Genomic DNA, 13029 nt, shown 5'->3' on the forward strand with positions numbered 1-13029 from the left:
CATGAACCAGACCGCCAGCAGCGTCGTCACGGACGGCATTGCGCTCATCACGCTGGACAATCCGCCGGTGAACGCCTTGTCAGCCCCCCTGCGGCAAGCGTTGCAGTCTGAGCTGGATCGGGCGTTCCGCGATGATCAGGCGCATGCGATCATGCTGATATGCGCGGGGCGCACCTTCATCGCCGGCGCGGCCATCACCGAATTCGGCCAACCCTGGCAGTCGCCGTCCTTACCGGACCTGTGTGCCATGCTCGACGCCGCGCCCAAGCCTGTCATTGCCGCCATTCACGGCACCGCGCTGGGCGGAGGTTTCGAACTGGCGCTCGCCTGCCACTATCGCGTCGTCGCAGAAAGTGCGCGCGGAGGCCTGCCCGAAGTCAATCATGGCCTGCTTCCCGGCGCAGGCGGAACCCAGCGCGTGCCAAGGGTCGTCGGCGCTAAGGCCGCGTTGGACATCGTCACATCGGGTCGCCAGATCAAGGCGAAAGAGGCGCTGTCGCTCGGTCTGGTGGACGCGATCGCCGATGATCCATCGCTTCAATCCGAAGCGCTGGCCTTTGCCCGGCGCGTGGTGGCGGATGGCGCGGCGAAACCGCGGATCAAAGATCGGACAGATGCCATCGAAGGCGACCGGAACGCCCCGGACCTCTTCACGACTTTCGCAACGACGAACGCACGCCGGTTCAAGGGTTTTCCCGCGCCTGGCGCGATCATAGAGGCCGTGCAGGCGGCGGTGATGCTTGATTTCGATGATGGCCTGGCAAAAGAAACGGCCTTATTCGAGCAGCTGGTCGCCAGCCCCGAATCCGCCGCCCAGCGCCATGTCTTCTTCGCCGAGCGGGAGGCGGCACGGGTGCCGGACATAGGGCCGGAGACGACAGCCATCGATATAGCGGCGGTTGGCGTTATCGGTGCAGGCACCATGGGCGGCGGCATCACGATGAATTTCCTGAATGCCGGCATCCCGGTGACGCTGGTCGAAACCAGCCAGGAGGCGCTGGATCGCGGGATCGCCACGATCCGCCGCAACTATGAGGCAACCGCCAGCAAGGGGCGAATGACCGGCCAGCAGGTCGAGCAGCGCATGGCGCTGATTTCGCCCAGCCTGGAGCTTGGCGCGCTTGCCCATGCCGACCTTGTTATCGAAGCCGTCTATGAGAGCATGGACGTCAAGACCGATATTTTCGCGCGGCTCGACCGGATTGCCAAACCGGGTGCGATCCTGGCGTCCAACACATCCTTCCTCAATCTTGATCGCATCGCGGCAGCGACCAGTAGGCCCGAATGGGTCGTGGGGCTCCATTTCTTCTCGCCCGCCAATGTCATGCGCCTGCTGGAAGTCGTGCGCGGCGCCGCCACCGCAAAGCCCGTGGTCGCGACAGCGATGCGGCTTGCCAAGCGGATCGGCAAGGTCGCCGTGCTCAGCGGCGTGTGTGACGGCTTCATCGCAAATCGGTTGCTCGCGCCCCGCGGGACACAAGCCGAAGCAATGATGCTGGAAGGCACGCCCATTGAAGCGATCGACCGCGTGTTGGTCGATTATGGCTTCGCCATGGGACATTTCCAGATGATGGATCTGGTGGGGCTCGATGTTATTGGCCGGAACGCGACCGAACGCACCGTCATGGGCGATCTGGTCGCCGCCGGTCGGCTGGGCCAGAAGCGCGGTGCGGGCTATTATGATTATGATGAGAAGCGGCGCCCCCATGCGTCGGACCTGACCGCAACCTTGATCAGCGAAGTTGCGGCGGCAGGATCCGTTGCGCATAGCCCAACGGTGGGGGATGAGGCCATTCTGGCGCGCCTGCTCTATCCGGTCGTCAACGAGGGTGCGAGAATATTGGAAGAAGGCATCGCGCTGCGGGCATCCGACATCGATATAGCAGCGGTGCTCGGCTATAATTGGCCGGTCTATCGCGGCGGGCCTCTCTTCTGGGCCGATCAGGTCGGGCTGGGCAAGATCGTGGCGGACATGCGTCGGCTTGAGGCGCTGCATGGCGAAACCTTCCGCCCGGCTCCGCTGCTGGTGCGACTGGCGGAGGGGGGCAAACGGTTCGGCGACCGGTCATGAGCCTCAATCGCTCCTGGCTATTGGCGCGCAGGCCCGAAGGTGCGGTGCAGACGAACGATTTTGCCTATCACGAGGAGGCATTTGAAGCGCCCAGGCTGGACGAGGGAGAGATTCTTGTCCGTACGCGGATCATTTCCTGCGCCCCCACGATCCGCAACTGGTTGAATTCGCCCGAACGCAGCTATCGCGGTGCGATCGGCATCGGTGAACCGATCAAGGGCATGGCAGCAGTCGAAGTGCTGGCGTCGCGTCATGCGCGGTTTGAATCCGGGCAATGGGCCACGGCCGTGGCGCCCTGGCAGGATTATGCAGTCCTGCGCCCCGATGCGGCAGTCGTCCCGGTCACGCCTATCCAGGCGTGGATGGACCCGGTCGACGCCATGACACTATATTCGCCGAACAGCCTGACCGCCTATTTCGGTCTTTTTTCGGTGGGAGAGCCAAAGCCCGGCATGAGCGTCCTTGTGTCCGGTGCAGCCGGGTCGGTCGGCGCGATGGTGTGCCAGATGGCTCGCATCGCTGGCTGCCGGATCATTGCAGTTGCCGGAGGTTCGGAGAAATGTCACTGGTTGGAAGAGGAAGTCGGCGCAGACATCGCGATCGACTATCGCTCGACGGACTTTTCAGCGGCTTTGAAGGACGCCACGCCTGCCGGCGTAAACATCTTTTTCGATAATGTAGGCGGGGACGTGATGCAGGCCGCCATCGACAGAATGGCGCCACATGGCCGCGTCGTGCTGTGCGGACAATTGTCCGCTTATGATTCGGACAGCCCGGCTGCTGGCCCCAGAGATATGATGAAGCTGGTCTATGGACGGATCAGGATGCAGGGTTTTGTCGTTGGCGACTATGCTGACGAATATGCGTCCGCGATAGCCGCCATACGCCAGTGGGAGGCAGAAGGGCGCCTACGCAATCGTTATGATATGCGGGACGGGTTCCATCATATACCCGACGCCTTCGTCGATATTTTCCAGGGACGAAATGCCGGAACACTGATCGTCCGAATCTAGATTTGCGCGTTCGTCGTGGACGATTTTCTGGAGCGATAGTCCAAGATCCCGGCTCTTTGCGCAAATCGTCTCATATATTCGATTATACCATTCCAAGGTATCAGGAGCTTAAGGCAAAAGGCGTCGGTACTGGAAGCCGTGTTAGCGCCGATGGATCGAAGCGCGGCGGCGTACCCTTTGCCATGGGACCACTACATCATCTGCTCTCCAACCCCATCTCTATCGGCAAGGTCCAGCATCGTAGGCTGCTGCATCAGGGACAGCATGTCGCAATCATCGATCAGCAGCCTTGGGACGCCGTGCCGTCTCGTTAGGCAGGTCAACCTGCCGCTGCATTGGCACGAGCAGAAAGCTGCACTCAGATTTTAGTGCTGGCCACCAAAAATCACAGGACACTCGAAACAGCCTCGTGAGACGCGGGGGCTTTCTCTTGGTCAGAGCACGAGAATTATCGTCTCTGCATCCCACGTTTTTGCCACCGCCCGCGAACCACGCAGAACTACGCCGGTTTGGTGCCGCAGCCGGATCGCCGCCTGAAAGGTTTTGCATTTCGGAATGTTTGGCTGGGGCGGCAGGATTCGAACCTGCGCATGGCGGCATCAAAAGCCGCTGCCTTACCGCTTGGCGACGCCCCAGCAGGGCCGACTATCGTCGACGCGGTCAGGCATATAGCGTGTGATTGGCGAAAGGAAAGCCCGGTGGATTGATTTTGACATTTGCATCCCCCTGGCGGCTGGCATGGGCCTGCAAATGTCAAAATCGCAAAATCCACCAGGATAAAAGCGGGCTAGTGGTCCGAAAAGATTCTGACATTTGAACAGGCCTTACCCCATAAGGTAGCAAATGTCAGAATCGGACCACTAGTCATCATCCTTTTGGGACGGCAATAAGATATTTTCCTCCCGCGCTGGATCATCACAGCCATGACCGTTACCAGTTCATCGCCTTCTTCGGCCCAGATGTCGCCCGCTTCCCCGCTGTTCCTGCGTGAGGATGAGATACGGCGCGGGATCGAAATGCTCTATTTCGGCTATTCGGCGCTGACCCGGTCCATCGACGAGGGGTTGGCCGCGATCGGGCTGGGCCGGGCGCATCATCGTGCGCTTTATTTCATTTCGCGCCAGCCCGACCTGACCGTCAAGGATCTGCTGCGGCTTCTGGCCATCACCAAACAGTCACTGGGTCGGGTTCTTAATGACCTGATCGAGCGCGGCTATATCGAAACGCGGCCCGGCGCCAGTGATCGCCGCCAGAAATTGCTGCGACTGAGCGAGGCGGGCGCAGCGCTGGAGGCGGAACTGTTCCGCGCCCTGCGCGAGAAGATGGCGGCTGCCTATGCGCAGGCGGGACAAGGATCGGTCACCGGCTTCTGGCGGGTGCTGGAAGGGCTGATCCCTGATCAGGACCGGTCGATGGTGTTCGGCCTTCGCGGCGGATAGGCGAGCCGACGCAACCTTATCGCGCCTGCTGCGCTTATCTCCTTCCATGCCATGGGGAAAAGGAGACATCATGCGCACTTCAGTTCTGGCCGCCCTCGCGGTCCTGTCTATCGCCAGCCTGTCGGCTTGCTCGGAAAAGACCCAGGATAGCGTCGAAAACGCCGGCGCTTCGATCGGCAATGACATCAGCCAGTCGGTTGATCGGGCTGGCGACAAGATCGACAATGGCCTGGATGAGGCCGGACGGACGATCGACGAGGGCACGGACAAGATCGGCGCCGCGACGAGCGATGCCGCCGCAGACGCGGAACGCAAGGCAGACGCTGCCAAGCGCGATGTTGGCGCGTCGCTGGAAGAAGCGGGCAAGGATCTGAAGAACGAATAATCCGTCCGGGTGCGCGGGCGCATCCCGCGCACCCCTGGCTTGACCGCGCCCTGCGCGGTCCATAGCGGTCGGTCATGACCCATGCCGCCGTCCTAGACCGTAAGCCCGTCCCAAGCCGCTGGCTTATAGGCCGCGCGGAACTGGCCCTGATCGGCATAACGATCCTGTGGGGCGGCACATTTCTGATCGTGCATGGCGCGGTAGCCCATTCTGGCCCGCTCTATTTCGTCGGGCTGCGCTTTGGTACGGCGGCCTTGCTCACCCTGCCGCTGGCGGCTCCGATGCTGCGGGGCATGACGTTGCGCGAATTGTGGGCCGGGCTGGTGATCGGGCTGGGCATATTCGCGGGCTACACGCTCCAGACCTGGGGCCTTCAGACGATTTCGAGCAGTTCTTCGGCCTTTATCACGGCGGCCTATGTGCCGCTGGTGCCGGTGCTGCAATGGATCATCCTGCGCCGCCGCCCGCGTCTTGCAAGTTGGATCGGGGTGGTTCTGGCCTTTATCGGCCTGCTGCTCGTCGCCGCGCCGCAAGACGGGGTGAAGATGGGCAAGGGCGAGTTGATCACGCTGGTCAGCACGGTGCCGATCGCGCTGGAGATTATTTTCATCAGCCTGTTTGCAGGCAGCGTCAACATATTGCGGGTGACGGTGGTGCAGCTCGCGGTAACGTCGCTACTGGCCTTCGCCTGCATGGTGCCCGTGGGCGAGGCGATCCAGCCCTTTTCCTGGGCGGTGGTGATCGCCGCCTGCGGCCTGGGCGCGATGACGGCGATCATCCAATTGGTCATGAACTGGGCGCAGCGCACCGTGTCGCCGACGCGGGCGACCCTGATCTATGCGGGCGAGCCGGTCTGGGCCGGGATCATCGGGCGGATCGCTGGCGACCGGCTGCCGCCCATGGCGCTGCTGGGCGGGGCGATGATCGTCGCAGCGGTGATCGTGAGCGAATTACGGCTGGGCAAGCAGGCCGACGGCCCTAGCCCCGCCTGAACACCGGCGCGCGCTTTTCGAAGAAGGCGGTGAAGGCTTCCTGTGCTTCGGGTGATGTCAGCGATTCGCGGAACAGCCGCGCCTCCTCGTCGATCCGGGCAGTGAGCGTGGCGGGATCGCCCTTCATCAAGCGGCGGGTGACGGCGAGAGCCTGGGGCGGTTTCGCCATCAGTGCGGCGGCCTTGGCGCGGGCATGGTCGAGCAGTTGGTCGGCCGGAACGATGGCGGTGACGAGGCCCACGCGGTCGGCCCCTTGCGCATCCATAGGTTCGCCCAGCATCAGCATCGCTGCGGCCTTCGCATGACCCATCAACGCTGGCGCGAGCAGGCTGGACCCGGCTTCCGGCACGATCCCCAGATTGACGAACGGCATGACGAAGCGCGCGTCGGGCGCGGCGTAGATCAGGTCGCAATGGAACAACATGGTCGTGCCGACGCCAACGGCCAGCCCCTGCACCGCCGCGACCAGCGGTTTGTCGAACGCAGCGATCGCGCGGATGAAAGCGAAGGCGGCAGCGCCACCTTCCGGCCCGGCCAGAAAATCCTTCAGATCATTGCCCGCGCAAAAGGCATCGCCGCGCCCCGCGAAAAGTACAGCGCCAATGTCCGCACGGTCAGACGCATCAGCGAGCGCGGCGGTCATGGCGCGATACATGGCGGCGGTCAGCGCATTTTTCTTGTCGGGTCGGTCGATGTGGATTTCCAGCACGCCAGCCTGCTCGATCACCGCAATATGTTCGCTCATCATCCGCTCCTTGCCTGCTTGTGCGAATCTGTTGGCTCAATGAAGAGGCGGCGTCTATCCCCGATTTTGCGCCCTTCCCTGCCCAAGGCTGACCCATGACCCGCCTTCGTGAACTGATCGATCCATTCCTCTTGCTGCTGCTGGGCACGGTTGCGCTAGCGTCATTGCTGCCCGCGCGCGGCGACGGGGCACGGATCGCGGATGCCGTGGCGGATGCGGGCATCGTCCTGCTGTTTTTTCTGCATGGCGCAAAATTGTCGCGCGCCGCAATCTGGGACGGGGCCAAGGCCTGGCGGCTGCATCTGGCGGTACTGGCGACGACCTTCGCCGTCTTTCCGCTGCTGGGGCTGGCAAGCCAGCAGATCGGCGCGGTGCCCGACGGCATGCGGGCCGGGCTGCTGTTCCTGACGCTTTTGCCATCGACCGTGCAATCGTCCATCGCCTTTACCGCGATCGCGCGGGGGAATGTCGCCGCTGCGGTCGTCAGCGCCTCCTTCTCCAATCTGCTGGGCATTGTCCTGACGCCTTTGCTGGTCGCGCTGCTGATGCAGCGGACGGGCAGCGGCAGTCTGATCTCGCTGGCCTCGGTCGAGGGGATCGTGCTGCAATTGCTGCTCCCCTTCCTGATCGGGCATCTGGCGCGACCCTGGATTGGCGGGTTCGTGGCGCGGCACAAGGCGATGATCGGACGGGTTGATCGCGGATCGATATTGCTGGTGGTCTATGCCGCCTTCAGCGCGGCAGTGGTCGAGGGGCTGTGGCAGACGGTGTCGGCGGGGGAGATGGCGCTGCTGGCGGGGCTTTGCGTTGCCCTGCTGGCGGTGGTCCTGTGCTTCACCTGGGGGCTGGGCCGGATGATGGGCCTGGCGCGGGCGGAGCGGATCGTGCTGGTCTTTTGCGGGTCGAAGAAAAGCCTGGCGACCGGGGTGCCGATGGCCGGATTGCTGTTTCCGGCGAGTAGCGTCGGCGCGATCCTGCTGCCGGTGATGCTGTTCCACCAGATCCAGTTGATGGCCTGCGCCGTGCTGGCGCGGCGTTATAGCGCGCAGGTCGACAAAGCCGACACTGAGCTAGACATATAGCTGGCATGAACGCGGGTTATATTATACGTTCGTAAAATTGATCGGCAGCGTCGGGGGATGCGCGGAAATGGTGGAGCAGGCTGGAAGCGGGGCAGACCCGGATGCGGGCTGGAGCCTGCCAGCCTGGACCTATAGCGACCCGGAATTTTTCGCCGCCGAAGTCGAACGCATCTTTCGCCCTAGTTGGCAGATCGTCTGCCACGTCAGCGACATAGCCCAGCCGGGCGATTTCCAGACGCTCGACTATATCGGTGAAAGCGTCATCGTCATCCGGGGCGAGGATGGCGCGGTGCGCGCCTTTACCAATGTCTGCCGCCATCGCGGCGCGCGGATCGTCGACGGGGTGTCGGGCTGCGCCAGAAAGCTGGTCTGCCCTTATCATGGCTGGACCTATGAGAGCGACGGACGGCTGACCGGCGTGCCGATGAAGGCGGGCTATGCCATGGACCTGGCCGACCATGGCCTGACGCCCGTGCAGGTCGAGGATTTTCACGGATTCCTGTTCGTCCGCCTGATTGATGATGGTGGCCCTTCGGTCGCGCAGATGATGGCCCCCTATGTCGAGGAAATCGCGCCCTATCGCTTTGCCGACCTGCGCGCGCTGGGGCGGGTGACGTTGCGGCCACGCAGCGTGAACTGGAAGAATATCGGCGACAATTATTCCGACGGGCTGCACATCAGCGTCGCGCATCCGGGGCTTAAACGGCTGATGGGCGACGGTTATGGCGTGGAGGCCAGCGCCCATGTCGACAAGATGTGGGGGCCGATCGTCGAACGGCCATCGGCCAACCTGTCGGAGCGCGCCTATCAGCACTTTCTGCCCGCCGTGCCGCATCTGCCGCCGGAGCGGCAGCGGCTATGGACCTATTTCAAGCTGTGGCCCAATTTCGCGTTCGACATCTATCCCGATCAGGTCGATTTCATGGCCTGGCTGCCCGTGTCGCCGACGCAGACGCTGATCCGCGAGATCAGCTATGCGGTGCCGGATGACCGTAGGGAGATGAAGGCGGCGCGCTATCTCAACTGGCGGATCAACCGGCAGGTCAATGCAGAGGATACGGCGCTGGTCGCGCGGGTGCAGGCGGGCATGGCGTCGCACAGTTTCACCGTCGGGCCGCTGCATCAGGATGAAGTGGCGCTGCGCCATTTTTGCGGGCGGATGCGGACGATTATTCCACAGGCGCGGCAGCACCGCGCACCGGCGGCGGGATGGAGCGCAAACGCATGACCAAAAGCTACGACGCCGTCATCGTCGGCGGGGGGCATAACGGGCTGGTGTGCGCCTTCTATCTGGCGCGGGCTGGCTATAAGGTGCGTATCCTGGAGCGCCGCGACGTCGTTGGCGGTGCGGCGGTGACGGAGGAATTTCACCCCGGTTTCCGCAACTCGACCGCCAGCTACACGGTCAGCCTGCTCAATCCCAAGGTCATTGCCGATATGAGGCTGGCCGATCACGGCTATCGCGTCATCGAACGGCCCATCAGCAATTTCCTGCCCCAGCCCGATGGCGGCTATCTGAAACTGGGCGGCGGGCTGGCACGGACGCAGGCGGAATTCGCCCGGTTCAGCGCGAAGGACGCCGCCGCCCTGCCCGCTTATTATGATGCGCTGGAGGTGGTGGCCGACATATTGCGCGACCTGGTGCTGAAAAGTCCGCCCAATGTCGGCGACGGCCTGTCGATGATCATCGACGCGCTGAAACAGGGGCGGCGCATTGCGGGGCTGACCATCGAACAGCAGCGCGATACGCTCGACCTGTTCACCAAATCGGCGCGCAGTTTCCTGGACGGCTGGTTCGAGAGTGATGCGGTGAAGGCTGCGTTCGGGTTCGACGCCGTTGTGGGCAATTATGCGTCGCCCGACACGCCGGGCAGTGCCTATGTGCTGCTGCATCATGTCTTTGGCGAGGTGAACGGGAAGAAGGGCGCCTGGGGCCATAGCGTCGGCGGCATGGGCATGATCACCCAGATCATGGCGCGGGTCGTGACCGCCATTGGGGTGGAGATCAGCCTGGAAGCGCCGGTCGAGCGCGTGCTGGTGGACGGCGCGCGGGCCGTGGGCGTGCGGCTGGAGAGCGGCGAAGAGGTGATGGGCAAGGCGGTGATCGCCAATGTCGGGCCGAAACTATTGTATGAGCGGATGATGGCCCCGGCCGATCTGCCCGCCGATTTCGCCAGGCGGATCAAGGCGTTCAAGGCCGGTTCCGGCACGTTCCGCATGAATGTGGCGCTGAGCGCCCTGCCCGATTTCCCCTGCCTGCCCGGCGTGGGGGAGCATCACCAGTCGGGCATCATATTGGCCCCGACGCTGGATTATATGGATCGGGCGTTCATGGACGCCAGGCGCGATGGCTGGTCGAAAGCGCCGATCGTCGAAATGCTGATCCCGTCCACCATCGACGCCTCTCTGGCGCCGGAAGGGTGCCATGTCGCCAGCCTCTTCTGCCAGCAATTCGCGCCGGACCTGCCCGATGGCCGTAGCTGGGACGATGAGCGGGATGCGGCGGCGGACTGCATCATCGCCACGGTGGAGGCGGCTGCGCCGGGCTTTGCCGGCAGCGTGATCGCGCGGCAGATCCACTCGCCGCTGGACCTGGAGCGCAAATTCGGGCTGGTCGGCGGCGACATCATGCACGGCCATCTGTCGCTGGACCAGATGTGGGCCGCGCGCCCGGTGCTGGGCCATGGCGCCTATCGCGGGCCGGTGAAGGGGCTGTACATGTGCGGCGCGGGGACGCATCCCGGCGGCGGCGTGACCGGCGCACCGGGACATAACGCCGCGCGGGAGGTGTTGCGGGACGGGGCGCTGCTGGGGCGGCTTTGGGGCCGAAGGTGACTGCGATCCCACGGAAAGAACAAGGCTTCGACAAGCTCAGCCCGAACGGATGTCGGGTTTGCGTTCAACTTCATCACCGCTCCCTTGCCCTCTCTCCTCCCCTCGCCTAAAGCGCATCCCATGCCCGAAACGACCGCCGCGCCCGCTTCGTCCGACCTGACCGGTCGGGCGCTGTTTCCGCACAGGCATTTGCTGTCCATTGCGGACCTGATGCCCTGGGAAATCCGTTTTTTACTGGACGAGGCGGAGCATTGGGCGCGGGCGAACCGCAGTGGCGCGCGCAAGCATGATGACCGGCTGGCCGGGATGACGCAGATCAACGCCTTTTTCGAAAATAGCACGCGGACATTGCTGTCGTTCGAGATTGCGGGGAAGCGACTGGGTGCCGACGTGGTCAATATGCATGCGGGCCAGTCGAGCGTGAAGAAGGGCGAGACGCTGATCGATACGGCGATGACATTGAACGCCATGGCCGCCGACGTCATCGTGATCCGCCATGCCAGTTCCGGCGCAGTCGCGCTGATCGCGGACAAGGTGGACTGCCCGGTGCTGAACGCGGGCGATGGCTGGCACCAGCATCCCACGCAAGCGCTGCTCGACGCGCTGACCATCCGGCGGCGCAAGGGCGGTTTCGAAGGGCTGGTCGTCGCGATCTGCGGCGATGTGCTGCACAGCCGGGTCGCGCGCTCCAACATGCTGTGTCTGGCCGCTCTGGGCGCGCAGGTCCGGGCGGTCGCGCCCCCCACGCTGATGCCGCCGGAAGTGGAGATGCTGGGCGCGACGCCCTTCACCAACATGGCGCAGGGGCTGGACGGCGCGGACGTGGTGATGATGCTGCGGCTTCAGAATGAGCGGATGGACGGGGCGTTCATCCCGTCGGCGCGCGAATATCACATGCTCTACGGCCTGACGCCTGAGCGACTGGCGCTGGCCAAGCCAGACGCGCTGGTGATGCATCCCGGCCCGATGAACCGGGGCGTGGAGATTGCCAGCGTGGTGGCGGATCATCCCACGCGATCGGCGATCACCGAACAGGTGGAAATGGGCGTGGCGATCCGCATGGCGTGCCTGGACGTACTGACGCGCGGCGCCCGGGGTGTGGAGGGATGGGCGTGATGAATTCCACAACCTCCGTTCGGGCTGAGCCTGTCGAAGCCCTGACCTTTTCCTTGACGCAAAAGAAAGAACGGCCCTTCGACAGGCTCAGGGCGAACGGTTTAGAGGTGTTTCTCGGTGACTAAACTCGCCATCATCAACGGTCGCCTGGCCGATCCGGCGGGGGATGCGCTGCTCTCCGGCTCCATCCTGATCGAGGGCGATCGGATCGTCGCAGCCGGGGACATCGCCGTGCCTGCGGACGCGGAGCGGATCGATGCGCAGGGACAGGTGGTCGCGCCGGGCCTTGTCGACCTCGGCGTCTTTGCGACGGACAAGCCCGCCTTTCATTTTGGCGGGATCACGCGCGCGGCGCTGATGCCCGACCAGTCGTCGCTGCTCGACGATGCGGCGCTGATCCGGCAGGCAACGCGGGCGGGGAAGCCCGATTTCTGGGTTCACCCGATCGCGGCGGCGACGCGCGGCCTCAAGGGCACGGAACTGGCCGAGATTGGGATGATGCAGGCGGCCGGCGCGAAGGCGGTCGGCACCGGGCGGCAGTGGATCGCGGATTCGGGCGTGATGCTGCGGGTATTATCCTATGCGGCCGGGCTGGGGTTGACGGTGATCGCCCATGCCGAGGATGGCGGGCTGGCGGGCAAGGCGGTGGCGACGAGCGGTGAGACGGCGACGCGGCTGGGCCTGCCGCACGCGCCCGCCTGCGCCGAAGCCATGGCGATCGCGCGGGACATCATGCTGGCGCGGCAGGCAGGCGCGGCGATCCATTTCCGGCTGGTGACGACCAGGGCTGGCTTCGACCTCATTCGCGCGGCCAAGGCGGAAGGGCTGCGGGTCAGTTGCGGCATCAGCCCCGCCTATCTGTTCCTGGCCGACAATGCGGTGACCGATTTCCGCACCTTCGCCCGCCTGTCGCCCCCGCTCCGGTCGGAGGATGATCGCAAGGCGAGCATCGCGGCGGTCGCGGACGGAACGGTCGACGTCATCACGTCCAGCCATGATCCGCGCGGGGCGGAGGACAAGCGCCTGCCCTTCGCCGATGCTTCGCCCGGCATGGCCGGGGCGGAGACGCTGCTGGCGCTCTCGCTCAATCTGGTGCGGGACGGGCATGTGTCGCTCAACCGGCTGATGACCCTGCTGAGCGCCAATCCGGCCAGGATATTGGGCGTCAATGCGGGCAGCTTTGCAAGCGGCAGCGCGGCGGACCTGATCTTTGTCGACCCCGATGCGCCGTGGATCGTCGACAGCGGAAAAATGGCGGCGGCGGCAGGCAACACACCGTTCGACCGGGTGCCGGTGCAGGGCCGCGCGCGGCGGATCATGAAGGGCGGCGTGTTTTTGTAACCCCTGCGGG

11 protein-coding genes and 1 tRNA gene are annotated in these 13029 nt (G+C 64.2%); 10 read left to right on the forward strand and 2 right to left on the reverse strand.

Annotation, left to right across the window (positions count from 1 at the left end):
- Nucleotide 1: 1 nt before the first annotated feature.
- A complete protein-coding gene (locus FE851_RS09640; RefSeq protein ID WP_145201981.1) occupies nt 2-2071 on the forward strand; it encodes a 3-hydroxyacyl-CoA dehydrogenase NAD-binding domain-containing protein in 2070 nt (689 codons plus the stop codon).
- Complete coding sequence (locus FE851_RS09645) at nt 2068-3084, forward strand: NADP-dependent oxidoreductase (protein WP_145201984.1); 1017 nt, start codon at nt 2068-2070, stop codon at nt 3082-3084. Before FE851_RS09640 ends, FE851_RS09645 begins: the two co-directional genes overlap by 4 nt.
- Before the next feature lie 560 nt (nt 3085-3644).
- Here FE851_RS09645 and FE851_RS09650 read toward each other — a convergent pair.
- Nucleotides 3645-3719 (reverse strand) — tRNA-Gln (locus FE851_RS09650).
- Between the two features lie 288 nt (nt 3720-4007).
- On the opposite strand from FE851_RS09650, the gene FE851_RS09655 reads away from it, so the two are divergent.
- From FE851_RS09655 to FE851_RS09665, 3 genes are all read left to right on the forward strand, one after another.
- Nucleotides 4008-4523: a MarR family winged helix-turn-helix transcriptional regulator gene (locus FE851_RS09655; RefSeq protein WP_174302216.1), complete on the forward strand. Its 516-nt coding sequence runs from the start codon at nt 4008-4010 to the stop codon at nt 4521-4523.
- 70 nt (nt 4524-4593) lie between these two features.
- Nucleotides 4594-4908: a hypothetical protein gene (locus tag FE851_RS09660; RefSeq protein ID WP_019051477.1), complete on the forward strand. Its 315-nt coding sequence runs from the start codon at nt 4594-4596 to the stop codon at nt 4906-4908.
- A 74-nt stretch (nt 4909-4982) separates the two neighbouring features.
- Complete coding sequence (locus FE851_RS09665; RefSeq protein WP_145201987.1) at nt 4983-5900, forward strand: DMT family transporter; 918 nt, start codon at nt 4983-4985, stop codon at nt 5898-5900.
- On the opposite strand, the gene FE851_RS09670 is transcribed toward FE851_RS09665, so the two are convergent.
- Nucleotides 5887-6645 carry an enoyl-CoA hydratase-related protein gene (locus FE851_RS09670; protein WP_145201990.1) on the reverse strand — a complete coding sequence of 253 codons (759 nt, stop codon included), beginning with the start codon at nt 6643-6645 and terminating at the stop codon, nt 5887-5889. The two genes, FE851_RS09665 and FE851_RS09670, sit on opposite strands and share 14 nt — an antisense overlap.
- 95 nt (nt 6646-6740) lie before the next feature.
- On the opposite strand from FE851_RS09670, the gene FE851_RS09675 reads away from it, so the two are divergent.
- The 5 genes from FE851_RS09675 (at nt 6741) to FE851_RS09695 (ending at nt 13019) form a co-directional block, all read left to right on the forward strand.
- A complete protein-coding gene (locus FE851_RS09675) occupies nt 6741-7727 on the forward strand; it encodes a bile acid:sodium symporter family protein (RefSeq protein ID WP_145201993.1) in 987 nt (328 codons plus the stop codon).
- Nucleotides 7728-7794: 67 nt separating this feature from the next.
- Nucleotides 7795-8955, forward strand: a complete 1161-nt coding sequence (locus FE851_RS09680) for an aromatic ring-hydroxylating oxygenase subunit alpha (RefSeq protein WP_186378796.1) — start codon at nt 7795-7797, stop codon at nt 8953-8955.
- Nucleotides 8952-10562: a phytoene desaturase family protein gene (locus FE851_RS09685; protein WP_145201999.1), complete on the forward strand. Its 1611-nt coding sequence runs from the start codon at nt 8952-8954 to the stop codon at nt 10560-10562. Before FE851_RS09680 ends, FE851_RS09685 begins: the two co-directional genes overlap by 4 nt.
- 120 nt (nt 10563-10682) lie before the next feature.
- Complete coding sequence (locus FE851_RS09690; protein WP_019051484.1) at nt 10683-11678, forward strand: aspartate carbamoyltransferase catalytic subunit; 996 nt, start codon at nt 10683-10685, stop codon at nt 11676-11678.
- Between the two features lie 117 nt (nt 11679-11795).
- Nucleotides 11796-13019 carry a dihydroorotase gene (locus tag FE851_RS09695; RefSeq protein ID WP_017183107.1) on the forward strand — a complete coding sequence of 408 codons (1224 nt, stop codon included), beginning with the start codon at nt 11796-11798 and terminating at the stop codon, nt 13017-13019.
- Nucleotides 13020-13029 lie beyond the last annotated feature (10 nt).

This window comes from Sphingobium sp. B2, from assembly GCF_007693735.1.
Classification (GTDB): Bacteria; Pseudomonadota; Alphaproteobacteria; order Sphingomonadales; family Sphingomonadaceae; genus Sphingobium; species Sphingobium xenophagum.

Excerpts from the sequence above, each read along its gene's own strand:
- FE851_RS09690 (WP_019051484.1), top strand. The coding sequence starts at position 10,683 with ATGCCCGAAACGACCGCCGCGCCCGCTTCGTCCGACCTGACCGGTCGG.
- FE851_RS09680 (WP_186378796.1), top strand. The coding sequence starts at position 7,795 with ATGGTGGAGCAGGCTGGAAGCGGGGCAGACCCGGATGCGGGCTGGAGC.
- FE851_RS09645 (WP_145201984.1), top strand. The coding sequence starts at position 2,068 with ATGAGCCTCAATCGCTCCTGGCTATTGGCGCGCAGGCCCGAAGGTGCG.
- FE851_RS09670 (WP_145201990.1), bottom strand. The coding sequence starts at position 6,645 with ATGAGCGAACATATTGCGGTGATCGAGCAGGCTGGCGTGCTGGAAATC.
- FE851_RS09675 (WP_145201993.1), top strand. The coding sequence starts at position 6,741 with ATGACCCGCCTTCGTGAACTGATCGATCCATTCCTCTTGCTGCTGCTG.
- FE851_RS09685 (WP_145201999.1), top strand. The coding sequence starts at position 8,952 with ATGACCAAAAGCTACGACGCCGTCATCGTCGGCGGGGGGCATAACGGG.
- FE851_RS09660 (WP_019051477.1), top strand. The coding sequence starts at position 4,594 with ATGCGCACTTCAGTTCTGGCCGCCCTCGCGGTCCTGTCTATCGCCAGC.
- FE851_RS09655 (WP_174302216.1), top strand. The coding sequence starts at position 4,008 with ATGACCGTTACCAGTTCATCGCCTTCTTCGGCCCAGATGTCGCCCGCT.
- FE851_RS09665 (WP_145201987.1), top strand. The coding sequence starts at position 4,983 with ATGACCCATGCCGCCGTCCTAGACCGTAAGCCCGTCCCAAGCCGCTGG.
- FE851_RS09640 (WP_145201981.1), top strand. The coding sequence starts at position 2 with ATGAACCAGACCGCCAGCAGCGTCGTCACGGACGGCATTGCGCTCATC.